This window comes from Methylocystis sp. (assembly GCF_050246715.1).
In the GTDB taxonomy this organism is placed as follows: Bacteria; Pseudomonadota; Alphaproteobacteria; order Rhizobiales; family Beijerinckiaceae; genus Methylocystis.
Genome location: NZ_JBFWVN010000002.1, coordinates 16269 through 38392 on the forward strand (window position 1 = coordinate 16269; position 22124 = coordinate 38392).

Consider the following 22124-nt stretch of genomic DNA (forward strand, 5'->3'; position numbering starts at 1 on the left):
TAGCACAAAATTATACTTACCTGACGCCAGCGAAAATCTGAACGGTTTCGCGTAAAATGCGGCAGAAATACTTTCATAGACAGCAAAACAAGAAAACTAACTTCGCCTCATGTCACGGAGGCGGGTTATGTTGGGCGTCGTCAGCAAAGCGGTTATGGTTCTCGGGATGGCGGGCGCGGCGCTTGTCGCGATTAACACGAAAAGCTTCGCCGGATCGGAAACCGCGACTTTTGCGGCAATCGGTTCGGAAACCAGCGTGCCTTACGGCTGGGTGGATTTCTGCCAGCGCTATCGCGGCGAATGCCAGGATGACGAAACCGCGCCGCAGGACATTGAACTCACGCCCGCCGTCTTTCGTAAGATCGCGCGCATCAACGCCCGGGTGAACAAGAACATCGATCCCATCGCGGATGTGGATCATTGGGGTACGGTCGACCGGTGGGATTACCCTAGCGACGGCCAGGGCGACTGCGAAGACTTCGCCCTGCAGAAGCGCCGCATGCTGATCGAAGAAGGTTTTCCCCGGCAGGCGCTGCTGCTCACGGTGGTCAAGGAGAAGAATGGCGACGGCCACTCGGTTCTCACGGTCAAAACCAGCCGCGGCGAATTCGTTCTCGACAATCTTTCCGACGAAATGCGGCCGTGGACGCGCGTTCCCTACCGCTTCGTCAAGCGTCAGTCGCAGCACAATCAGAATGTCTGGGTGGCGATCGGCCAGCCGACCAGCGCCCCGCTCTATGTGTCGCGGTGAGGACCGAGCCTAAGCGATCAGCGTCAGCCCCTTCGCATAGCGCCGGCCGTTTTCGACATAATGTTTCGCCGAATCGAGATGGCGGGCGCGGGCCGCCTCGTCGAGCGTGCGGATCGCCTTGGCGGGAGAGCCGACGATCAGCGAATAGTCGGGAAATTCCTTGCCCTCGGTCACCAGCGCATTGGCGCCCACGAGGCAGTTCGCGCCGATCTTCGCCCCATTGAGGATCGTTGCGCCCATGCCGATCAGGCTCGCCTCGCCAATCAGGCAGCTGTGCAGAATGACGCCATGGCCGACGGTGCAATCCGGCCCGATGACGAGCGGAAAACCCATATCGGTATGGAGGATGCTGTTTTCCTGAATATTGGTGCGGGCGCCGACCGTGATCCATTCATTGTCGCCGCGCAACACGCAGCCGAACCAGATATTGGCATCCTCCTCAAGTTCGACGCGGCCGATGACATGCGCGCTGGGCGCCACATAGAACCGGTCTGGGGCCGGCAAGCGCGGCGCGATTCCGTCGATCGTGTAAAGCGGCATGGGCGAAGCCTCCTTGAGAAGAGGCGGGACATTGCCATTTCCGGCCTTTCACGCGCAATGGCGCAAGCCAAGGCCGGGCCGGTCTCATTCGGAAGTCACGGAAATTTAGACTATAAGCGGGAGACTGAGTTTGATATTGCCGGTTGGCGCGCGGCTGGCGGGAATATCGCGCGAAAGCCGTTGTCGGAGGACGCCACTGAGCGCCATCATGTTGCGGGATCGGGTGCGGCTGGCGAGCGTCTCGGCGGCGCGGGCGGCGGGAGCCTTCGCGCGAGGCGCCGCCGCGCCCTATCACCTTATGAAGTCGATGGCGATCGCGCCGCCGGAGCGTCTGCGGATCGCGCCTCCAGACATCAGAACGACCGACTCGACCGTCGCCGACCAGATTCACGCCGGCTATTTCTCCTTCGAAGGCAAGACCGTGCAGGCGAGAGGCGTATCGCCATTTCTGGTGACGGCGCCCTCCGAAGGCTGGCGGCGCTCGCTTGCCGGCTTCTCCTGGCTGCGACATCTGCAAGCTTTTGACAAGAAGGTGGGGCTAGCCAATGCGCAGGCGCTCGTCGCCGAATTTCTCTCCCTTCCCAAGCTTCCGCCCGACGATCCGGCGATGGAGCCGGCCGTCGTCGCCCGGCGCCTGCTGTCCTTTCTCTCGCAAGCGCCGACGCTGCTCGACGGCGCCGAGGCTGATTTCTACGACGCGTTCATGCTGGCGCTTGCCCGAAACGCGCGGCTGCTTTGGCGCGCCTTGGCCGGCGACGGCGCGCGCGGCGCCGATCGCGCCTTCTGCGCTATCGCGCTTGCCGAATTCGCCGTTTGCGCCGACACCGGCCGCAAGATCGCGCCGCATGTGTCGCGCGCGCTGAGCGCCGAGCTCGACCGCCAGATCCTGATCGATGGCGGCCATGTGAGCCGCAATCCGCAAGTCGCGGTCGACCTGCTTCTCGACCTGTTGCCGCTGCGCCAGGTGATTGCGGCGCGCGGCCTGCAAACGCCGCCCGCCGTCCTTCGCGCGATCGACCGAATGATGCCGATGCTGCGGATGCTGCAGCATGGCGACGGCTCCCTGGCGCTGTTCAACGGCATGGGCGCGACGGCGCTGGATCGGCTGGCGAACGCGCTCGCCCACGAGGACACCCGCGGCGCGCCGCCGGTCAACGCGCCTTACGCCGGTTATCAGCGCATGGAGGCGGGCGACGCGCTCGTCATCGTCGACGCCGGCGGGCCGCCGCCTTTCGAATTCTCGCTCTCGGCGCATGCCGGCTGCCTGTCATTTGAATATTCGATCGGGATCGAGCGTGTCGTCGTCAATTGCGGCGCCCCTTCGGCTCCGCATTTGGACGCTCGCGAATTGGCGCGCGCCACCGCGGCGCACTCCACTCTCATTATCGGCGACCGCTCCAGCGCCCGCATCGCGTCGCAACACGCGCCGCGCCGCCGCGCCGGGCGCGTTCTCGCCGGCCCATATAATGTCGAGGTCGAGCGCCGCCGTCTGGAAGGCGAGACGACGCTCATTCTGTCGCATGACGGCTATGCGCGCGATTTCGGCCTAATCCATGCGCGCGAACTGACCCTTTTGACGGATGGCGCCGCGCTTCTTGGCGTCGATCGTCTCGTCGCCGCGGAAGGCGGCGTTAAACATGCGGAAGCGAGCGACGTCGCCCTGCGCTTTCATCTTCACCCGCGCGTCGGCGTTGCGCCGCGCGCCGACGGCGCGATCGAACTCACGCTCGCCAATGGCGAAATTCTCATCTTCGAGGCGCAAGGCGCCGTTCCCGAAGTCGAGGACAGTATTTTTTTCGCTGCGCCCGGCGGCGCGCGCAAATGCGCGCAGATCGTTTTGCGCGGGACGGCGGTCGCCGGCGCCGAGATCGCTTGGAGCTTCCGGCGGCGCGCCGGCGGGCAGGTTCCTTCCGCCCGGCAGGTATGATAAGCGCGCGGCGCGATTTTAGGAGTAGGCAATGCCCGTCGATTTGCGCCGCGTGGCGCGCGCGCTGATTTCCGTTTCCGATAAAACAGGCCTTGTCGAATTCGCGCGCGTTCTGGCGAAGCATGACGTGGAGCTCGTCTCCACCGGCGGCACGCGCAAGGCGCTGACCGAGGCGGGGCTCGCGGTGCGCGACGTCGCCGATCTCACCCAGTTTCCAGAGATGATGGACGGGAGGCTGAAGACCTTGCACCCCAAGGTGCATGGCGGCCTTCTGGCGATCCGCGAGAATCCCCAACACGAAGCGGCGATGCTCGCGCATGACATTCAGCCGATCGACCTTCTCGTCGTCAATCTCTATCCTTTCGAGTCGACGCTGGCGAAAGGCGCGCCATTCGAAGAATGCGTCGAGAATATCGACATCGGCGGGCCGGCGATGATCCGCGCCGCGTCCAAGAATCACGACGACGTCGCTGTCGTGGTCGATCCCGACGACTATGCTGCGCTGACCGAGGAACTCGAGGCGACGAAGGGCGCGACGCGTCTCGCGACGCGTCGACGGCTGGCGCAGAAAGCCTTCGCCCGCACCGCCGCCTACGACGCCGCGATCTCCAACTGGCTCGCGCGGGAACTTGCTGAAACCTCGCCGCCGCTGCGCGCCTTCGGCGGTCGTCTCGCCGAGCCGATGCGCTATGGCGAAAATCCGCATCAGTCGGCCGGCTTTTATCTTTCCGGCGAGAAGCGGCCGGGCGTCGCCACGGCGCGTCAGCTCCAGGGCAAGCAGCTGTCGTATAACAACGTCAACGACACCGACGCGGCCTTCGAATGCGTCGCGGAATTCGATCCGACGCGAACGGCCGCCGCCGTCATCGTCAAACACGCCAATCCGTGCGGCGTCGCCGAAGGCGTTACGCTCGCCGAGGCCCATGCAAAGGCGTTGCGCTGCGACCCGGTTTCAGCTTTTGGCGGCATCGTCGCGCTCAATCGCCGGCTCGACGCCGAAGCGGCGCGCGAGATCGTCAAGATTTTCACCGAAGTGATCATCGCGCCCGAAGCCGACGAGGAGGCGATCGCAATCATCGGCGCCAAGAAGAATCTGCGTCTGCTGTTGACCGGCGGTCTGCCTGATCCTCGCGGGGCGGGCTTGACCTACCGAACGGTTTCGGGCGGCTTTCTCGCGCAATCGCGCGACAACGCCGTCATCGACGACATGAATTTGCAGATCGTGACGAAGCGACAACCTACGGCGCAGGAACTCGCCGATCTCAAATTCGCCTTCCGAATCGTCAAGCATGTGAAGTCGAACGCGATCGTTTACGCAAAAGACGCCGCGACGGTCGGCATCGGCGCCGGACAGATGTCGCGAGTCGATTCCTCGCGCATCGCCGCGCATAAGGCGCAAGAGGCCGCGCGTGCAGCGGGGTTGACGGAAAGTCTCGCGACAGGCGCCGTCGTCGCGTCCGACGCGTTTTTTCCGTTCCCCGACGGATTGCTGGCGGCGGCGGACGCGGGCGCCACGGCGGTCATCCAGCCCGGCGGCTCGATTAATGATAAGGACGTGATCGCCGCCGCGGACGCGCAGGGGCTTGCCATGGCGTTCACCGGCGTGCGCCATTTCCGGCACTAGCAATATTCGAGGCGCTGTGACTAGACTGGCCGCCCGACGCGGGAAAGGAAGTTCCAAAATGCGTAATTCTTTGAAACTGAGCTTGGGTCTCGCCTTGATATGCGCGCTGGCGTCGAACCACGCGTTGGCGAAACAACGCAAGCCCGCAGCGACGGGCCAGGTTACTGCAGCGCAGGGCGACGATTTCGCGATTCCTCTGCCGCATGATCTCATGACCGGCAAGGACTGGCTCGACGACGGCGCGCCTTCAGCGGCTCAGGGAAATCTGCAGCCCAATCGTTACGCCAACGATAATTACTTCCTCGAGCAGGAGGATTTCACGCTGCAAGATCCGCAGCGCTACAACGCAATTGGCCAGTATTTCGATTATGGCTGGTGAACTGCGCTGATCGTCAATGAGAAAGGCCGGCGCGCGCCGGCCGGCCCTTTCTGATCTCTGATTGGTTGAATCAGCACAGGGGCACGGAGCGATAGCCGATCACGTCGCCCCAGCGATTGAAGATCGGACGGCGCTCGTAATAGCAATCCGGACCGCTGGCGGCCGTCGCCGCCAATGCGCCGAGCGCGAGGGCGCCGCCGACGGCGTAAGGCGCCCAGCCGTAGCCATGGTGGTGCCACTTGGACCAGGCGAAAGCCGGCGTGGCGCTGGCGACCGTTCCGGCCAGAACCGCGGCAACGAGGGTCGCAGAGATAATCTTCTTCGAGTTGGACATGACGCTCTCCTTGCGTGTCGTCGCAAATTTCACTTTGCGAATGGGCGCAATCTAGAGAGCGTTCCGCGCATTGTTCGTGCGTCGGCGCACAGGGCCAGATCTCAACGGAGCGACTGCATTATGGCGCAATCCCGTTGATCACGCCTTTCGCACCCGTTGGGAATGCGCATTCGTAGCGGATTACGCCTCGCTTTGCGCGAGCAGCTTTTGCTGATGGTCGGTGGTCAGCGCGTCGAAGATTTCGTCGAACTCGCCTTCCATCACCCGGTCGAGCTTGTAGAGCGTGAGATTGATGCGATGGTCGGTGACGCGCCCTTGCGGGAAATTATAGGTGCGGATCCGTTCGGAGCGATCGCCTGAGCCGACCTGTTGCTTGCGGTCGTCCGACCGCTCCTTGTCAAGCCGCTGGCGCTCGGCGTCGTAAAGACGCGACCTAAGAACATTCATCGCCTTGGCCTTGTTGCGATGCTGCGAGCGCTCCTCCTGCATCATCACCACGATGCCGGACGGAATATGGGTGATGCGGATCGCGGACTCGGTTTTATTGACATGCTGGCCGCCGGCGCCTTGCGCGCGCATCGTGTCGATCTGCAAATCCTTGTCGTCGATGGCGACGTCGACGTCCTCGGCCTGTGGCAGCACGGCCACCGTCGCCGCCGACGTATGGATCCTGCCCTGCGTCTCCGTCTCCGGCACGCGCTGGACGCGATGCACGCCCGACTCGAATTTGAGCCGGCCATAGACGCCGCGACCGATGATTTCCGCGACGATTTCCTTAAACCCGCCGAGCGCGCCTTCGCTTGCCGATACGATCCCGACGCGCCAGCCTTTTATCGCCGCATATTTCTGATAGGCGCGAAAAAGATCGCCGGCGAACAGCGCCGCTTCGTCGCCGCCTGTGCCGGCGCGGACTTCGAGAATGACGCTCTTCTCGTCCGCTTCGTCCTTGGGTAGAAGCGCCAAGCGCAGGGCGCTTTCCGCCGCCTCGAGCCGTTCGCGCGCGACCGCCGTCTCGCCCTCCGCCAGGGCGCGCATTTCAGCGTCGAGCGACGCGTCCGCAAGCATCGCGGAAATGTCGTCGGATTCCTTTTGAGCCGCGCGATAAGCGCGAATTTTGTCGACCACCTCGTCGAGCGTGGCGCGCTCACGCGACAGCGCGACGAAGGCCTGTCCGTCGGCGCCGACGGCGAGCTTGTCGCCGATCTCGTCATAGCGGCGCATAATGAGGTCGAGCTTGTCTTGAGCGAACATGTGAAGGCTTCTTGGAAAATGGCGAAGGCGGCGGCGCGGAGAAAGAGAGGCCCGCTACAAGGGCACGCCGCGCGCGATCGCATATTCGCGCAATTGCTCGCGCACGGACGCGCCGCCGTCATCTGACGCGAGCAGAGAGGCGAGATAGATCTGCGCCTCTTCGAGATTGATATTGAGGATCATTGTCTTGACCGGACCGATGGCCGAAGCCGCCATCGACAGCGACCGGTAGCCGATGGCGAGTAGCGCCAGCGCCTCGAGCGGGCGACCGCCCATTTCGCCGCATAGCGTCACTGGCGCATTGTGCCGCACGCCGGCCGCGACGACGCGCTCGAGCGCGCGCAGCACCGGCCGGGAAAGATTGTCATAGCGTTTCGAAACGCGCGTATTGTCGCGATCCGCCGCGTACATGTATTGAACCAGGTCGTTCGAGCCTACCGACAGAAAGTCCGCGCGCTTGGCGATGAGATCGATTTCCCACAGCAGCGAAGGCACTTCCACCATCGCCCCGAACTCCAGCCGGGTTGGCGGCGGATGGCGGTGGCGCGTGATGTGATTGAGCTCGCGCAGCGCGATCGCCTTCGCCGCGTCGAATTCGGCGACATTGGCGATCATCGGAAACATGATCCTCAGATCGCGATCTCCGCCAGCCTTCAGCATCGCGCGCAATTGCATGCGCAGGAGGCCAGGACGGTCGAGGCCGATGCGGATCGCGCGCCAACCGAGCGCGGGGTTTTCCTCTTCGATCTTCGCCATATAGGGCAGGATTTTGTCCGAGCCGATGTCGAGCGTGCGAAACGTGATCGCCTTGTCCGGCGCAGCGTCGAGCACGGCCTTGTAGAGGCGATATTGCTCATCCATGCGCGGAAAGCGCGGCGCGAGCATAAATTGCAGCTCGGTGCGAAACAGTCCGATCGACTGCGCGCCGGTCTCGTGCAAATGCGGCATGTCGATCGCGAGGCCGGCGTTCATGTGCAAGGTGATCTCGACGCCGTCCTTGGTGATTGCCGGCACGTCGCGAAGCTTCGCATATTGCTCCTGCCGTCGCGCCCGCAGCCGAGCCTTTTCGGCGTAGGCGCTCTGCACGTCGGGCTGGGGGCGAACATGCACTTCGCCGGTCGTGCCGTCGACGATGATCGGATCGCCGGTTTCGACGATGTCGATGAGGCTTGGAACAAGCCCGACGGTGGCGATGCCGAGCGCCCGCGCGACGATGGCGACATGGCTCGTCGGCCCGCCTTCCTCCAGCACAAGTCCGCGCAGCCGTTGGCGGTCATAGTCGAGCAGCGCCGCCGGGCCCATTGTGCGCGCGACGATAATCGCGTTTTCCGGCACGCTCTCACGATCGGCGACATAGCTCTGGCCCGTCAACTGATGCAGCAGCCGGTTGGCGATATCGTCGAGGTCGTGCAGACGGTCGCGCAAATAAGGGTCGGTTTGACGCTGCATGCGCGCCCGCGCGTCGTTCTGAACCCGCTCGACCGCCGCTTCGGCTGTAAGCCCGGTCATCACCGCTTCGCGCAGTCGGCGCACCCAGCCGCGGTCATAGGCGACCATGCGCACGGTTTCGAGGATTTCGCGCGGCTCGCCGGCGGCGATGCGGTCGCTGTGCGCGACGAGCTCGTCGATCGACTGGCGCATTGCGTCGATCGCATGTTCGAGCCTGGCGAGTTCAGACGGCATGTCTTCGGCGACGAGCTGCTTGATCACGACGCGCGGCTCATGCAGCAGCACATGGCCGAGACCAACGCCTTCAGCCATCGGCGCGCCTTTGAGCGAGGCCGGGCGATAGAGCGCGAGATCGCGCGGGTCTTCGATCGCTTGCAATTCGCCGGAGGCGATGAGTTCGGCGAGCAGCATCGCCGTCGTCTGCAGCGCTTCGATTTCTTCCTCCGAATAGACGCGGCGCACCTGGTTCTGCACGACGAGCACGCCGAGCGTGTTGCCGCCGCGCAAGATCGGCACGCCCAAAAATGAGTGGTAGGCGTCTTCACCCGTCTCGGGCTTGTAGGAGAAGGCGGGATGCTCCTGCGCTTCCGAAAGCGCGAGCGGTTCGGCGCTCTTCGCGATGAGGCCGACAAGGCCCTCGCCCGAGTGCATCGTGGTCAAGTGGACGGCCTCGCGGTTGAGGCCTTCCGTGGCGTACAGCTCCAAGCGGTGGTCGGCGCGCAGCACATAAACGGAACAAACTTCGGCGACCATATTCGCGGCGATCTGCACGACGATCTTGTCGAGCCGCGCCTGGGCGCTGACCGGTTCCGCGCTGATTTCGCGGAGACGGCGCAACAGAAGGCGAGGGCCGCCTAGCGCGCTTCGCATCCAATCCGTTCCCGTTTTCCCAAATTTCGGGGTGGCCTACCGCAAAAAAACCGCCATGCGCCAGTAGATTGCGACACTGGCTCGTAAGCAGCGTATATTGGCGCCGTCGGCGCTCCGCAAGCGCGGCCAAGAAGCTCAGCGACGCAAGGAACATACCGTTATTGCAGAGCTTGGCGAATCGGCTTGCGGGCAGGGCAGGAAGCCACTACCACTAGCCGACCAAAGCGAGGCGATGACTGCCCACGCGCTTGGCGCCTGCCTTATGGCCGCGCGATACGCGCTTTCCAAGCTCGCGGCATCGAGAAGAGACTTCGTGCGTCTGAAAAAATATCTGATCGCTCTCTTTTTGCTCGTCGTATCAGCTCCGGCCGGGGCCATGGAGTCCGTCAGAGTGCCGCAAGGCGCGCGAGCGATCGATCTCACCAATGTCGTCGAGAAGCATTTTTCGCAGGGCGACCGGCTGCAGGTTTCGACCGCGCCCGGCTCGGATGGCATCGTTCGACGCATCGAGGTCGGCGCCAAGGAGGCGGGCAGCCAGCCCAACTGGATCGTTTTCGCGCTCACCAATGACACCGACGAGCAGATTGAGCGCCTCATCGTTGCGCCGCATTACCGTTTGCAGGGATCGGGCGTCATCTGGCCCGATCTCGGCTCGACGCGCATCTCGGCGATCACCGCGAGCCAGGGATTCCCGCCGGAAGTCGTCGACGCTTCAGACGCCGACATTTTCCGGCTGACGCTCGACCCCGGAACGACCGTCACCTATGTCGCCGAACTGCGCACGCCCAATTTGCCGCAGGTCTATTTGTGGGAGCCCTCGGCCTACAAAGACAAGGTGACCAGCCTGACCCTCTACAAGGGCATCGTCATCGGCATCGCCGGCCTGCTGGCGTTGTTCCTGACCATCGTCTTCGTGGTGAAGGGCGCGGTCATTTTCCCGGCCGCGGCGGCGCTCGCCTGGGCGGTCCTGGCCTATGTGTGCATCGATTTCGGCTTCTGGGACAAGATTTTCGGCTTCGACGCCAACGCCAACAGCATCTGGCGCGCCGGCGCCGAGACCGTCCTTTCGGCGACCCTGGTCGTTTTTCTGTTCGCCTATCTGAACCTCAACCGCTGGCATGTGCGCGCCTGGCATGTCGCGGCGCTGTGGCTCTTGATCCTGCTGGATCTCATCGGCCTTGCGGTGTTCGACGCGCCGGTCGCGGCCGGCGTCGCGCGCATCTCCCTGGCGACGGTCGCCATCGTCGGCTTCGTGCTGATCCTCTATCTCGCGACGCACGGCTTCGATCGGGCGATCATGCTGATACCGACATGGTTCCTTCTCGCCGTTTGGGTGGCGACGGCGGGATTTGCCGTCGCTGGCTGGATCACCAACGATCTCGTGTCTCCCGCGCTGGTCGGCGGCCTCGTCCTCATCGTGATGCTCATCGGCTTCACGGTAATGCAAAACGCCTTCGCCGCCGGCGGTCTGTCTCACGGCGCGATCACCGACGTCGAGCGCAAGGCGCTCGCGCTCACCGGCGCCAATGAAATCGTATTCGACTGGGACGTTCCGTCCGACCACATCTATGTCAGTCCCGAAGCGGAAGCGGCGCTCGGACTGGACCGCGGCGGCCTCGAAGGCGCCGCCTCCTCCTGGCTCGATCTGCTGCATCCGTTCGAGCAGGACCGCTATCGCGCCTGTCTCGACGCCATCCTCGAGCAGCGGCGCGGACGCATCAACCAGGTGTTTCGCTTGCGCGCCGCGGACGGCCACTATCTCAGCTACCGGCTGCGGGCGCGGCCTGTGGTCGGCCCGGACGGGGAGGTGATCCGCGTCGTCGGCACGCTCAACGACGTGACCGACGAACATAACGCCCAGGAGCGGCTGCTGCACGACGCCGTGCACGACAATCTCACCGGCCTGCCGAACCGCGAATTGTTCTTCGACCGTCTGGAGGCCGCCCTGATTCTCGCGCGCATGGAAAAGGACGTGCGCCCGACAATCCTCGTCATCGACATCGACCGCTTCAAACAAATCAATGAGCAGGTCGGCATGGCGATGGGCGACAGCATTCTGTTGACCGTCGCGCATCGCCTGACGAGGCTGCTGCAGCCGCAGGATACTCTGGCGCGGCTATCAGGCGACAAATTCGCGATCATCCTGGTTTCGGAGACGCATGTCGATCATGTCATCTCCATCGCCGACTCGGTGCGGCGCGCGCTGTCGACTCCGGTGCGCTTCACCGATCGCGAGATCGCGCTCTTTGCCTCGATCGGCATCGCGCTTTACGATCAGCAGACCCATGCCGGCGGCGCTGAAATGCTCGATGACGCCGAAATCGCCATGCGCTACGCCAAGCGGACGGGCGGCAACCGTATCGAAGTGTTCCGACCGGCGATGCGCGCGCAGCGCGCGGATCGCGTGACGCTTGAAGCCGACATGCGGCGAGCGTTGGAGCGCGGCGAGATCAAGATCTTCTTCCAGCCGATCGTCCGGCTTGAGGATCGCACCATCGCCGGTTTCGAGGCGCTGCTGCGATGGGATCATCCGCGCCTTGGCCGGCTCGAGCCTTCCGAATTCATTCCCGTGGCCGAGCAGACCGGCCTAATCGTCGACCTCGGACTTCTTGCGCTGGAGCGGACGGCGCGCGAACTCGCGGCGTGGCAACGCGCGCTTGCCGTCGATCCGCCGATTTTCGCCTCGGTCAACATCTCGTCGCGCCAGCTCTTGCGGCACGATCTTCTGCGCGACGTTAAGAGCGTGTTGATGCGCAATGACATCGCCAAAGGCAGCCTCAAGCTCGAACTGACCGAGTGTTTGGTGATGGAGAATCCCGAATATGCCGCGCAGATGCTGATGCGCATCAAGGAGCTCGGCGCCGGGCTGTCTCTCGACGATTTCGGGACGGGCTATTCATCGCTCGCCTATCTGCAGCGCCTGCCTTTCGATACGGTCAAGATCGATCGCTCCTTTATCAAACAGTCCGGCAAAGGCGCGCGTCCGATCATTCTGCGTTCGATCATCGCGCTGGCGCAGGATCTCGGCCTCGACGTCGTCGCCGAAGGCGCGGAGACCGAGCAGGACGCGATCGAACTATATCAACTGGGCTGCGGCTATGCGCAGGGCTATGCCTTCGGGCGCCCGATCAGCGCCCGCGACGCCCGCCGCCTTGTCGGCGCCGCGCCGGAAGCGGCGTAATCGCGGCGCGGCGAAACGAGAAGAGTTCCGAGCATGATGTTTCGGCTTCGCCGTCATTGCGAGCGACGAATTCAAGAAGCTACATGTTTAGGAACCTTCCTTCGAGTGATATGAAATCAGATTGATCTGATCGCTGGGCTTGTCATTCCCGGCTGGCCGAAGGCCTGACCGGGAATCCAGAGCCGATCCAGAAAACTGGGATTGCTCTGGAGCGCCGATCGCGCGCGTTGCGCGCGTCGGGAATGACGCCCGTGCGGTTCGATCGAAAGTTGCATGACGCATCGAACCGTTTCGCCGCATGACCAAGAAGCCTTCTCACGTCCATACCGCTTCCATCGAGGAATTGACGCCGTTTGAAGCGCGCGCCGAACATGCGCGGCTCGGCGAGGAAATCGCGGCGCACGACCGGCGCTACTACCAGGACGACGCGCCGACCGTCTCCGACGCCGAATATGACGCGCTGCGCCGTCGCTACGAGGCGCTCGAACAGGCCTTCCCGGAACTCGCCACCGCGCAATCGCTGACGAAGCAGGTCGGCGCGCGCCCGAGCGAAAAATTCGCCAAGGTGAAGCACGCCGTGCCGATGCTCTCGCTCGGCAATGTCTTCTCGGATGAAGAAGTCGAGGAATTCGTCGCGCGCGTGCGCCGGTTTCTCGGTCTCGATGACTCGTCGCAAATCCTGTTCACGGCGGAGCCGAAAATCGACGGCCTGTCCTGTTCGCTGCGCTATGAGAGCGGCCGTCTCGTGCAGGCGGCGACGCGCGGCGACGGCTATGAGGGTGAAGACGTCACCGCCAATATAAGAACGATCGGCGAGATACCCGAAAAGCTCCGCGGCGACGCGCCTGAGATTCTCGAAATTCGCGGCGAGGTCTATATGGCGCACGACGATTTCGCCGCGCTCAACGAAAGGCAGAAGGCGGCGGGCAAGCCGCTGTTCGCCAATCCGCGCAACGCCGCCGCCGGCTCCTTGCGCCAGCTCGATTCAAGGATCACCGCGCAGCGCCCGCTGCATTTCTTCGCCTATGCCTGGGGCGAAATGAGCGCGCCGCTTGCAAAGACGCAGATGGGCGTGCTCGACGCCTTCGAACGTTACGGCCTGCGCGTCAATCCGCTCACAAAAATCTGCGCTACCGTCGAAGACATGCTCGCGCATTACCGCGCGATCGAAGCGCAGCGCGCGACGCTCGGCTATGACATCGATGGCGTCGTCTATAAGGTCGACGACATCGGCTTGCAGGAGCGGCTCGGCTTCGTCTCGCGCGCGCCGCGCTGGGCGGTGGCGCATAAATTTCCAGCCGAGCGCGCGACGACAATCCTGCGCGATATCGAAATTCAGGTCGGGCGCACCGGCGCGCTGACGCCGGTCGCGCGGCTCGAACCTGTCGCCGTTGGCGGCGTCGTCGTGTCGAACGCGACTCTGCACAATGAGGACGAGATCGCGCGCAAGGATATTCGCGTCGGCGATACGGTTGTCGTGCAGCGCGCCGGCGACGTCATTCCGCAAATCGTCGAGGTGGTGCAGGAGAAGCGCCCACATGGCGCCAGGCCTTATGAGTTTCCGCATGTCTGTCCGCGCTGTGGATCGGCGGCGCTGCGCGAGATCGACGCCAAGACCGGCGAAGCCGATGTCGTGCGCCGCTGCACAGGTTCGCTCGTCTGTCCGGCGCAGGCGGTCGAGCGCCTAAAACATTTCGCGTCGCGCAACGCCATGGACATTGAGGGTCTGGGCGACAAGCAGATCGAATTTTTTTACGACGAGGGGATGATCAAGACCGCGTCCGACATTTTCACGCTCCCTGAGCGCGAGGCGCAGATGTCGCCGCGGCTCGCCGAGCGCGAGGGCTATGGCGAGACTTCCGTGCGCAATCTCTTCGCCGCGATCGAGGCGCGCCGAAAAATTCCGATCAATCGCTTCATCTATGCGCTTGGCGTACGCCATGTCGGAGAGACCAATGCGCGCCGGCTGGCGCGACATTTTGAGGATTTCGAGTCGCTGCGCGAAACGGCGCGCGCGGCGGCGCCGGACAGCGAGGCGCGCGCGCGCATCGATACGATTGACGGCGTCGGGCCGGTGGTCGCCGAGGCGCTGCATGACTTTTTCGCCGAGCCGCATAATGAGCGCGAAATCGACGCGCTTTTAGCGCAAATCGCTTTGGAGCCGATGCCGGCGGTGGCGTCCGCCTCGCCGGTCGCCGGCAAGACGGTGGTGTTCACGGGTTCGCTCGAACGGCTCACGCGCGACGAAGCCAAGGCGCAGGCCGAGCGTTTCGGCGCGCATGTCGCGGGGTCGGTGTCGAAGAAGACCGATCTCGTCGTCGCCGGCCCAGGCGCTGGCTCGAAGCTCAAGAAGGCGGCGGAGCTCGGGATTGAGGTGATCAGCGAAGACGAGTGGTTTAAGCGTACGGGGCAGGGGTAAACAGCCCGGCTGATCATTAGCCCGTCATGGCCGGGCTTGTCCCGGCCATCCACGCGAATCGTTCCGCGCTTACTCGTCGATTGTCGCGATGTCACGGCGTGGATGCCCGGCGCGAGGCCGGGCATGACGGCTGAAAGGTCGCGCCCTCACACGGCTCTTGTCCCCGGCGTGTCGCCCTTCTGATAGGCCGTGCCGAACACGTAATCCCACCAGATCGCGTGGACGCCGAAGCCTTTCTCGGCGTCGCGGAAATGATGCAGCATATGCAGGCGCTTCACCAAGCGGCCGACGTCCGACTTCGGCTGGCCGTGATGAGTCCAGTAATGCACGCAATCATAGATCACATAGCCGCTGATGAATCCGGCGAGCACCGGCCACGCGAATGTGGCGCCGAAAATCAGGCGGGCGCAGACGAGCGCGATCAGCATGATCGGTCCCGAGAGCAGCGGCGGCATCACGAGCCGCAGCGGGTCGTTGGGATAGATGTGATGCACGCCGTGGATGAGAAACTGAAAGCGCGGCCCCAGTCCGAACGGGAGCGCGAACACGGTGTGAAAGAGATAGCGGTGGCCGAAATATTCGGTGAGCGTCCAGCCGACATAGCCAATGGCGAGGCCGAGAAGAACGAGCCCCAAACCGTCGAGCGCGAGCGAATAGATCACGAGGCCGAGAATGATCGGGCAATAGACGACCACCGGCGTCAGATGATGCACGCGCGAGAGCTTGTCGAGGAGATCGCTCTCGAAGAGGCGGGGCGAGGCGTCGAGCGCTTCCGTTCTTGCGTCCTGCGACATGGGTTACTCCGCCGGCGACAGAACATGCGCGTCGCGCGCGGCCTGCGTCACATTTTCCGACCGCGTTCCGAGCGAATAGGTCGGATCGAAGATGAAGGTGACGAGCAGCGCCGTCCATGAGCGATGGCAGCGCAGATCGTCATAGAACTCCGGCGCCATCGCCTTCAGCTCCGGCAAACGATTCCACGGGATTTCGTGAAAATCGTGATGTTCGTTGTGATAGCCGATGTTGAGCGCGAGCCTATTCAGCGGACCGTAATAGTCGAACGTCCCCTGGTCGGGCCCGAAGGCGAAATGTTCCTGCAGCCAGCGCGCGCTCAAAGGATGCAAGCCGCCGACCGAGAACCAGAAGGAAAAGAACAGATAGAGCAGGGCGTTCCATCCGAACGCCCAGAGCACGAAAAGATCGAAAAGGGCGATGACGCCGATATTGATATAGGTCCAGGTTCCCCAGATCGGCACCGTGCCTTTCAGCCGAGACAGGCGCGCGAGCTGAATGACCGGAAAGAAGAAGATCCAGACCGCCTTGCGCCAGGCGCTATTGCCGACCCATTCGACTTCCCAGCGGCTCGGAATGTCGGCGTCGTAGTCATAGGCGGAGAGATGCGAATGATGCTTGATGTGATAGCAGCGAAAGCCCATCGCCGTCGGAAAGGCGTTGGGGAGATCGGCGAGGATCGCCGTCCATTTGTTGGCGAGCGGGCTGTCGAAGACGCAATTATGGATCGCGTCGTGAATGATGACGAAATTGGCGTGATTGGCGAAGGCGCCGACGCAGATCGCCATGACTAGCGACAGCCACCAATAGGAAAGGCCAAGCGAACCCAAGATCGCGGCGATGACGAGCTGACCGACGAAAATCGCCGCCGTGATCTTGAAGGTCAGGGGGTCCTTGCCGAACAATTCGCGCGCCTGCGGATATTTCTCAAGGATCAGCTTGCGCCGCTCGACATGCGAGCGGTCGGCGCCATTTGCCGTGACCGATATGCCGTTCATGACGTTGCATCCTGTAGCTCAGTCGCCCTGACGCCGTCGCGCATACGCATGGAATCGTCGCCGCCGCCAACGGCGAGGCGCTTTTCATAGATGCGATGAATCTTGTCGACCTTGCCGCCGAACATTTCAATCGGCCGGCGCATGTCGGCGTTGCTCTCCAACACCCAGCCGGCTTCAAGATGCGGAACCGCGAATTTGGCCCAGCGCCGCCGCATCTCCTCAATCAGCGAGAGAAAAATCGCGCCGCCGGTCGCGCTTTTTTGCAGCGTCTTGCGCGTGCCGAGCAACAGCAGCCGCGCCGATTTGAACTGATGCGAGCGGTATCGTTGAATCGCGCGCAACCAGCCGAAGGGGAACAGTCGGCCGTTGAGATCGGCGAGAATCTCGTTGAGATTGGGCAGCGCGATCGCGAAGGATTGCGGCACGCCGTCAAGCTCGACGACGATGCCGAAATCCTCGGTCACAAGATATTGCAGCGCGTCGGCGTCGGAATCGAACTCTTCCTTGGTGAAGGGCACGAAGCCCCAATTGCCGCTCCAGCCGTCGTTGAATAATTCGGCCATCAGAGCGGTTTCGCCCTTCTTCAGGGCCTTCATGTTCAACGGCCGGAGCTTTAGGCGATTGCGCCATTCGCGCCGCGTCGAAATCCGCGCCGGCTGCTCGATCTCGTTGCTTGAGAGTTCGAAGCGGTAGGAGAGGAGGTCCTGCGCCTTCTCATAGCCCAGCGCCTCGATATGGCGTGACAGATAGGGCGGATGCCAGGGCATGAAAAACATCGGCGTCGCATCGAAGCCGCTGACGAGAAGCCCGCACTCCTTGTTGACCGACGGCGAGAAAGGTCCGTTGATCCGCTCCGCGCCCTTGGCGCGCAACCAGTCCTCGGCGGCCTCAGTCAGCGCGCGCACGACCTCGATGTCGTCGACGGCGTCGAGCGCCCCGAACTGCGCATTGGACGCGCCGACCGGCGTGATCTCGGGCTTATAGATTTGCGCCATGATCCGCCCGACCCATTGGCCGTCGCGGCGGGCAAGAAATTTCTGCTCTTCGACCAGCTTGTAATGGGGGTTGAGCATATGGGCGAAGACGCTCCAGCGCTCGACGTCGAGCGGGGCTGAAAAGCCTGGCGCGCCGGCATAGAGCAGCCGCGGCAGCCGGCAAAAGGCCGCAAAGCGCAAAGGGCCGTCAACCGGAAGAATCTCGATCCGCGCCATATGCAAGTCCTAGCGGCCGAATGGCCTTAATCGAAAGCGTCAAAGTGACGCGGGAAAGCGCGCTAGCCGCCCGCCATTGCCGCGGCGACGATCTGATGCGCCTCTTCGGTCACCGGCGGCATGTCGCGCAGCGTCTGGATCACGCCGCGAATTTCCGCCTCGCTGTGATTGGCCGAGAAGAAGAAGCGCAATCTCGGCCCGTCCTTCGGTACGCCGATGCGCACCACCGGCGGCACGTAATAGCCGTTCTCCAGCAAATGCTGCGACGCCCACATCGTCTCGATGTCGCTTGAAAACAATATCGGCACGACGCCGCGGCCGATCGCCGGCCCCGTCGAGAAGCCCGCCTCATGCGCGACGGTGCGGAAGAGTTCGGCGTTGCTCGCGAGTTTCGCTATGCGCCAGGTCTCTTCCTGCATCAGCCGCAGAGCGGTGCGCGCCGCGGCGAGAATAACCGGCGACAGGCCGACGCTATAGACGAAGCCCGGCAGCGTATAGCGGAACCAGTCGATCACCTGCGCCTTGCCGCAGACATAGCCGCCGCAGGAGGCGAGAGTCTTCGACATGGTGCCGACGATGAGGTCGATGCGCGCCGGGTCGACGCCTTGATGTTCGGCGAGGCCGCGTCCCGTCTCGCCCAACACGCCGAGCGAATGCGCTTCATCGACTAAAAGCCAGACGTGATATTTTTCCTTGATCGCCAGGAGGCGCGGCAGGTCGGCGGTGTCGCCGTCCATGCTGTAGACGCCCTCCACCACGACCAGGACATTGCGATATTCCTCGCGATGGCGCGCCAGCAAATGGTCGAGATGATCGAAGTCGTTGTGGCGGAACTTTTTGACCTGCGCCTCCGCGCCGTCGGCGCCGGCGACGATGCTGTTATGGGCGAGTTCATCGATGAAAATCGCATCGCGCTTGCCGCTCATCAGCCAGGCGATCGTCGTGACGTTGGAGAGATAGCCGGAGACCAGCGTCAGCGCGCTTTCCATGCCGAGGAATTGCGCGATCTCGGCCTCGAACGGCCGATGCGTCGTGCGCTCGCCGCCGACCAGCCGCGAGGCCAGCGCGCCGATTCCGATGCCGTCGATCTCGCGCTTCGCCTCGTCGCGAATCCGAGGGTGATTCGCGAGGCCGAGATAGTCGTAATTGGCGAAGCTGACGAAATGCTTGCCCTGCGCTTCGAATTCGGACCGCAGCCTGTCGATCTGAGCAAAAAACGGATCGCTGAACTCCAGCAAGGCGTTGCCAGCAAAACGGAACCGCCTCGCCGCGTAATCCTCTAGGCTCTTATGTCTCGTCACTTATTCCGCCGTCCCTGAATACGGGCGCGCCGCGCGCTATGAGCGAAGAACTCGGGCCCCAAGCGCCCAAGGCATCATCCGGCTGCTTATCATTCCCGCCCCGTCTGCGCCAGCGGGCGGGCTGGGGCGCCGGGCGGAGGCTGGCGCATTTGCTCGCAAAGCTCTATGCCCCAAGCGCATGTCGCGCGATGACCTACCCGCTCAGCCGCCCGCCGATGGCGTAATGCGTCTTTGCGTCGAGAATCTTTCCGTGTCGCGCGGGGGACGCCTCGTTCTCGATCGCTTGAGCTTTTCGCTCTCCTCCGGCCAGGCGCTGGTGGTGACGGGCCCCAATGGCGCGGGGAAGTCGACGCTATTGCGGGCGTTGGCAGGGCTCTTGCCGCGCGCAGAAGGCGCGATCGCGCTCGCCGGCGGGCTCGTCGAGGCCGAGGCTGAGCTGCCGCAGCAGGCGCATTATCTCGCGCATGCCGACGGGATGAAGGCGGCTCTGAGCGTCGAGGAGAACCTCGTTTTCTGGTCGGGCTATCTCGCTCAGGCGCCCGATCGGCGGAGCCGCGCGGTCGACGCGGCGCTCGGCGTCGTCGGTCTCGCTCATGTCGCCGGCGCGCCCTTCGGCGTGCTCTCCGCCGGCCAGAAACGGCGGGCGGCGCTGGCGCGTCTTCTCGTCGCCTTCCGCCCGCTCTGGCTGCTCGACGAGCCGCTGACCGCGCTCGATAAGGCTTCGCGCGAAAAATTCGCCGCCGCCATGCGCGAGCATTGCGCTGAGGGCGGCCTCATCGTCGCCGCGACGCATGAGCCGCTGGGGCTCGAAGAGGCGGCGACGCTCGCTCTGGGCGCCGCCTCGTGAATTCTCCGCTCGTCGCCCTTTTCCTGCGCGAATGGCGCGTCGCGCGGCGCATCGGCGGCTCCGGCGCGATGGGCGTCGTGTTCTTCCTGACGCTGGTCGCGATCGTTCCCTTCGCGGTCGGGCCCGACCCCAATCTTCTCGCCCGCATCGGGCCGGCGATCCTGTGGATCGCTGCGCTGCTCGCGACTCTGCTCTGTCTCGACCGGCTGTTTCAGGCCGACGCCGAGGACGGCTCGCTCGATCTTTTCCATCTCGCCGAGACGCCGCTCGAATTGGCGGTGCTCGTCAAATGCGCCGCGCATTGGGGGGCGACCGGCCTGCCGCTCATTCTCGCCGCGCCATTTCTGGGCCTGATGCTGCAACAGGAGACGATGGCGCTTTTAGTGGTCGTCGCGACGCTTCTCGTCGGCACGCCGGCGCTGACTTTAATTGGCGCGATCGGCGCGGCGGCGACCGTCACCGTGCGGCGCGGCGGCCTGTTGATGGCGCTGCTGGTGCTGCCGCTGACCATACCGGTGCTGATCTTCGGCGTCTCGGCCGCGGAAGCCGCGAGCGGCGGAACCGTGCCCTTCTACGCGCCCTTCGCGATTCTTTGCGCGATCACGCTCGCGGCGCTGGCGCTCTGCCCCTTCGCCGCCGCCGCGGCGCTGCGCTATCTCGGCGAATAGGCGCGATCAATCTTTGTGGGGGATGCGCGCGCGGGAAAGGCGGCGAGCGTGAAGACCATCGCGAGCGCAAGGAGCAGCGCCAGATAGAGGGCGCGATTGCGCAATCTGGACATTTCTTGGCTCCTTTAAACATGCGCGCTCCCAAAAGTTCGCGCGCGGCGTCATCATTAAGCGTGAAATAGCGCGCGGCGCCTTGTCCGCTTAGCTGAGAGAGGCCCAAAGGAAGACGAGCGTCGCGGCGCAGCCGAGAGCGGCGCGCACGGCATGCAGCCGCGCCCAGCTCTCGATGAGCCGGCGGCTTTCAGCCCCCGCTTCGCCCGGATCGATCGCCAAGAGCCGCTGATTGACGGGCATGATTTTCAGAAGCGTATAAGGCCAGTTGGCGACGATCAGCGCCGCGCCGACGAGCCACAGCCATTGGCCGGCTTGCACCCACGCCCAGGCGCCGAGAACGCCGCCAATCAGCGCAAGCGGCGCCTGCATGGCAAAGCCGCGCTTATAGGCCGGTTTCCATTGCCTCAGCAGACTTTCGTCGTCGAGGCTCAGGCGCGCCGGTTGTTCGGCGACAATGATGTAGAGCGCCGCGCCGGAGAATATGGCTGCGACGATCAATGCGAGCTGGCCGACGATCATGTCATCGCTCCTTTTCTATGAGCGCAGCAGTCAATTCGATGAAATGTATATTGCCGTTCGATGACTTTTACTTTTCCGCCCATGTGGGCGCGCGCTTATCGAAAAAGGCCGCTACGCCCTCCTTGGCGTCTTCCGCCAGCATGTTCTCGACCATCGTTGCGCTTGCCAACTTGTAGGCCTCGGCGAGCGGCTTCTCGCGCTGTTCGTAGAACGCCTTCTTGCCAAAGCGGATCGCCTGCGGGGACTTTTTCGCGATGAGCCGTGCGAGCGCGTGTGCGCCGGCCCGCGCGCCATCGGCTGAAATGCGGTTGACGAGGCCGATGCGTAGCGCCTCCTCGGCGCCGATCGGAACGCCGGTCAGCAGCATTTCCATCGCATGTTTCGGCGCGACGCTCCGTGAGACGGCGACGGCCGGCGTCGAGCAGAACAGGCCGATATCGACGCCCGGCGTACAGAAGCGCGCCCTTGGTCCTGCAACGGCGAGATCGCAGCTGGCGACAAGCTGGCAACCGGCGGCCGTCGCCATCTCGTCGACGGCTGCAATGACCGGTTGGGGCAATCCCGCGATTTGCTGCATCAGGGCCGAGCAGGCGCGCATGGTCTCTTCGAAGAAAGCGCGGCCGCGGTCGGGATCGTTGCGATGCGCCGTCAGCTCCTTGAGGTCGTGGCCGGCGCAGAAGGCCGGCCCTTCCGCCTGCAGCATGACGACGCGAATGTCATTCTGGCGGGCGATCGCGTCGAGCCGGCCCGAGAGCGCCTCGATCATCGCGAGAGACAAAGCGTTGCGCGAGGCGGGACTGTTGAGCGTGAGAATCGCGACCTGGTTCGCGGTCTCCAGCGTGACGAGCGCACTTGTCTCGGCGTCGAGGGTCATCGGTTCGAACATAAAAGCCTGCGGCCGGAAACCAAAGCTCCCGGGCCGCCACGCTCAGGGCAATCGAGCGAAGGG

19 protein-coding genes are annotated in these 22124 nt (G+C 63.7%); 8 read left to right on the plus strand and 11 right to left on the minus strand.

The features are described from left to right. The first annotated feature begins 127 nt into the window (after nucleotides 1–127). On the plus strand, nucleotides 128–751 hold the full coding sequence (locus tag AB7I51_RS01410; RefSeq protein ID WP_428402811.1) for a transglutaminase-like cysteine peptidase: 624 nt from the start codon (nucleotides 128–130) through the stop codon (nucleotides 749–751). Nucleotides 752–760: 9 nt separating this feature from the next. Here AB7I51_RS01410 and AB7I51_RS01415 read toward each other — a convergent pair whose 3' ends face one another. Beyond that, the gene (locus tag AB7I51_RS01415) at nucleotides 761–1291 is read right to left on the minus strand and encodes a gamma carbonic anhydrase family protein (RefSeq protein ID WP_428402810.1); all 531 of its coding nucleotides are present in this window, start codon (nucleotides 1289–1291) and stop codon (nucleotides 761–763) included. Between the two features lie 208 nt (nucleotides 1292–1499). On the opposite strand from AB7I51_RS01415, the gene AB7I51_RS01420 reads away from it, so the two are divergent. The 3 genes from AB7I51_RS01420 to AB7I51_RS01430 are packed head-to-tail and all read left to right on the plus strand — an operon-like array spanning nucleotide 1500 to nucleotide 5221. Next, nucleotides 1500–3218 carry a heparinase II/III family protein gene (locus AB7I51_RS01420; RefSeq protein ID WP_428402809.1) on the plus strand — a complete coding sequence of 573 codons (1719 nt, stop codon included), beginning with the start codon at nucleotides 1500–1502 and terminating at the stop codon, nucleotides 3216–3218. A gap of 31 nt (nucleotides 3219–3249) precedes the next feature. Continuing rightward, nucleotides 3250–4842, plus strand: a complete 1593-nt coding sequence (gene purH, locus AB7I51_RS01425) for a bifunctional phosphoribosylaminoimidazolecarboxamide formyltransferase/IMP cyclohydrolase (RefSeq protein ID WP_428402808.1) — start codon at nucleotides 3250–3252, stop codon at nucleotides 4840–4842. A gap of 58 nt (nucleotides 4843–4900) precedes the next feature. After that, nucleotides 4901–5221, plus strand: a complete 321-nt coding sequence (locus tag AB7I51_RS01430) for a cellulose-binding protein (RefSeq protein ID WP_428402807.1) — start codon at nucleotides 4901–4903, stop codon at nucleotides 5219–5221. 70 nt (nucleotides 5222–5291) lie between these two features. Here the strand turns inward: AB7I51_RS01430 and AB7I51_RS01435 are convergent, their stop codons facing one another. The 3 genes from AB7I51_RS01435 to ptsP all read right to left on the minus strand — a co-directional run bounded on the left by AB7I51_RS01435 (nucleotide 5292) and on the right by ptsP (nucleotide 9125). Next, nucleotides 5292–5555: a hypothetical protein gene (locus tag AB7I51_RS01435; RefSeq protein WP_428402806.1), complete on the minus strand. Its 264-nt coding sequence runs from the start codon at nucleotides 5553–5555 to the stop codon at nucleotides 5292–5294. A gap of 180 nt (nucleotides 5556–5735) precedes the next feature. Further along, nucleotides 5736–6806, minus strand: a complete 1071-nt coding sequence (prfA, locus tag AB7I51_RS01440) for a peptide chain release factor 1 (protein ID WP_428402805.1) — start codon at nucleotides 6804–6806, stop codon at nucleotides 5736–5738. Between the two features lie 54 nt (nucleotides 6807–6860). After that, nucleotides 6861–9125 (minus strand): phosphoenolpyruvate--protein phosphotransferase, encoded by a 2265-nt coding sequence (ptsP, locus tag AB7I51_RS01445; protein WP_428402804.1) that lies wholly within the window; start codon nucleotides 9123–9125, stop codon nucleotides 6861–6863. Nucleotides 9126–9438: 313 nt separating this feature from the next. Here ptsP and AB7I51_RS01450 point away from each other — a divergent pair, with 313 nt between their 5' ends. Continuing rightward, nucleotides 9439–12306: an EAL domain-containing protein gene (locus tag AB7I51_RS01450; protein ID WP_428402803.1), complete on the plus strand. Its 2868-nt coding sequence runs from the start codon at nucleotides 9439–9441 to the stop codon at nucleotides 12304–12306. A 298-nt stretch (nucleotides 12307–12604) separates the two neighbouring features. Continuing rightward, on the plus strand, nucleotides 12605–14725 hold the full coding sequence (gene ligA / locus AB7I51_RS01455) for an NAD-dependent DNA ligase LigA (RefSeq protein ID WP_428402802.1): 2121 nt from the start codon (nucleotides 12605–12607) through the stop codon (nucleotides 14723–14725). A gap of 146 nt (nucleotides 14726–14871) precedes the next feature. Here ligA and AB7I51_RS01460 read toward each other — a convergent pair whose 3' ends face one another. The 4 genes from AB7I51_RS01460 to AB7I51_RS01475 all read right to left on the minus strand — a co-directional run bounded on the left by AB7I51_RS01460 (nucleotide 14872) and on the right by AB7I51_RS01475 (nucleotide 19027). Continuing rightward, the gene (locus AB7I51_RS01460) at nucleotides 14872–15519 is read right to left on the minus strand and encodes a sterol desaturase family protein (protein WP_428402801.1); all 648 of its coding nucleotides are present in this window, start codon (nucleotides 15517–15519) and stop codon (nucleotides 14872–14874) included. 3 nt (nucleotides 15520–15522) lie between these two features. Next, the gene (locus tag AB7I51_RS01465; protein ID WP_428402800.1) at nucleotides 15523–16515 is read right to left on the minus strand and encodes a fatty acid desaturase; all 993 of its coding nucleotides are present in this window, start codon (nucleotides 16513–16515) and stop codon (nucleotides 15523–15525) included. Further along, complete coding sequence (locus AB7I51_RS01470; protein WP_428402799.1) at nucleotides 16512–17726, minus strand: hypothetical protein; 1215 nt, start codon at nucleotides 17724–17726, stop codon at nucleotides 16512–16514. The genes AB7I51_RS01465 and AB7I51_RS01470 overlap by 4 nt, the downstream gene beginning before the upstream one ends. A 62-nt stretch (nucleotides 17727–17788) precedes the next feature. Continuing rightward, nucleotides 17789–19027 (minus strand): aminotransferase class I/II-fold pyridoxal phosphate-dependent enzyme, encoded by a 1239-nt coding sequence (locus tag AB7I51_RS01475; protein WP_428402798.1) that lies wholly within the window; start codon nucleotides 19025–19027, stop codon nucleotides 17789–17791. A gap of 178 nt (nucleotides 19028–19205) precedes the next feature. Here AB7I51_RS01475 and ccmA point away from each other — a divergent pair, with 178 nt between their 5' ends. Both ccmA and ccmB read left to right on the plus strand, forming a co-directional pair. Further along, on the plus strand, nucleotides 19206–19874 hold the full coding sequence (gene ccmA, locus AB7I51_RS01480) for a heme ABC exporter ATP-binding protein CcmA (protein WP_428402797.1): 669 nt from the start codon (nucleotides 19206–19208) through the stop codon (nucleotides 19872–19874). Next, nucleotides 19871–20542 carry a heme exporter protein CcmB gene (ccmB, locus tag AB7I51_RS01485; protein WP_428402796.1) on the plus strand — a complete coding sequence of 224 codons (672 nt, stop codon included), beginning with the start codon at nucleotides 19871–19873 and terminating at the stop codon, nucleotides 20540–20542. Before ccmA ends, ccmB begins: the two co-directional genes overlap by 4 nt. On the opposite strand, the gene AB7I51_RS01490 is transcribed toward ccmB, so the two are convergent. The 3 genes from AB7I51_RS01490 to AB7I51_RS01500 all read right to left on the minus strand — a co-directional run bounded on the left by AB7I51_RS01490 (nucleotide 20527) and on the right by AB7I51_RS01500 (nucleotide 22061). Next, the gene (locus AB7I51_RS01490) at nucleotides 20527–20655 is read right to left on the minus strand and encodes a hypothetical protein (protein WP_428402795.1); all 129 of its coding nucleotides are present in this window, start codon (nucleotides 20653–20655) and stop codon (nucleotides 20527–20529) included. The two genes, ccmB and AB7I51_RS01490, sit on opposite strands and share 16 nt — an antisense overlap. Before the next feature lie 88 nt (nucleotides 20656–20743). Next, nucleotides 20744–21172, minus strand: coding sequence for a DUF1772 domain-containing protein (locus AB7I51_RS01495; RefSeq protein WP_428402829.1), 429 nt, complete (start codon nucleotides 21170–21172; stop codon nucleotides 20744–20746). Nucleotides 21173–21242: 70 nt separating this feature from the next. Then, nucleotides 21243–22061: an enoyl-CoA hydratase gene (locus tag AB7I51_RS01500; RefSeq protein WP_428402794.1), complete on the minus strand. Its 819-nt coding sequence runs from the start codon at nucleotides 22059–22061 to the stop codon at nucleotides 21243–21245. Nucleotides 22062–22124: the final 63 nt, after the last annotated feature.

What these genes read in the sequence shown, in the direction of transcription:
- purH (WP_428402808.1), top strand. Translation starts at nt 3,250, where the DNA reads ATGCCCGTCGATTTGCGCCGCGTGGCGCGCGCGCTGATTTCCGTTTCC.
- AB7I51_RS01430 (WP_428402807.1), top strand. Translation starts at nt 4,901, where the DNA reads ATGCGTAATTCTTTGAAACTGAGCTTGGGTCTCGCCTTGATATGCGCG.
- ligA (WP_428402802.1), top strand. Translation starts at nt 12,605, where the DNA reads ATGACCAAGAAGCCTTCTCACGTCCATACCGCTTCCATCGAGGAATTG.
- AB7I51_RS01410 (WP_428402811.1), top strand. Translation starts at nt 128, where the DNA reads ATGTTGGGCGTCGTCAGCAAAGCGGTTATGGTTCTCGGGATGGCGGGC.
- AB7I51_RS01500 (WP_428402794.1), bottom strand. Translation starts at nt 22,061, where the DNA reads ATGTTCGAACCGATGACCCTCGACGCCGAGACAAGTGCGCTCGTCACG.
- AB7I51_RS01470 (WP_428402799.1), bottom strand. Translation starts at nt 17,726, where the DNA reads ATGGCGCGGATCGAGATTCTTCCGGTTGACGGCCCTTTGCGCTTTGCG.
- ccmA (WP_428402797.1), top strand. Translation starts at nt 19,206, where the DNA reads ATGTCGCGCGATGACCTACCCGCTCAGCCGCCCGCCGATGGCGTAATG.
- AB7I51_RS01435 (WP_428402806.1), bottom strand. Translation starts at nt 5,555, where the DNA reads ATGTCCAACTCGAAGAAGATTATCTCTGCGACCCTCGTTGCCGCGGTT.
- ptsP (WP_428402804.1), bottom strand. Translation starts at nt 9,125, where the DNA reads ATGCGAAGCGCGCTAGGCGGCCCTCGCCTTCTGTTGCGCCGTCTCCGC.
- AB7I51_RS01490 (WP_428402795.1), bottom strand. Translation starts at nt 20,655, where the DNA reads ATGTCCAGATTGCGCAATCGCGCCCTCTATCTGGCGCTGCTCCTTGCG.
- AB7I51_RS01460 (WP_428402801.1), bottom strand. Translation starts at nt 15,519, where the DNA reads ATGTCGCAGGACGCAAGAACGGAAGCGCTCGACGCCTCGCCCCGCCTC.
- AB7I51_RS01415 (WP_428402810.1), bottom strand. Translation starts at nt 1,291, where the DNA reads ATGCCGCTTTACACGATCGACGGAATCGCGCCGCGCTTGCCGGCCCCA.
- AB7I51_RS01420 (WP_428402809.1), top strand. Translation starts at nt 1,500, where the DNA reads ATGTTGCGGGATCGGGTGCGGCTGGCGAGCGTCTCGGCGGCGCGGGCG.
- AB7I51_RS01465 (WP_428402800.1), bottom strand. Translation starts at nt 16,515, where the DNA reads ATGAACGGCATATCGGTCACGGCAAATGGCGCCGACCGCTCGCATGTC.
- prfA (WP_428402805.1), bottom strand. Translation starts at nt 6,806, where the DNA reads ATGTTCGCTCAAGACAAGCTCGACCTCATTATGCGCCGCTATGACGAG.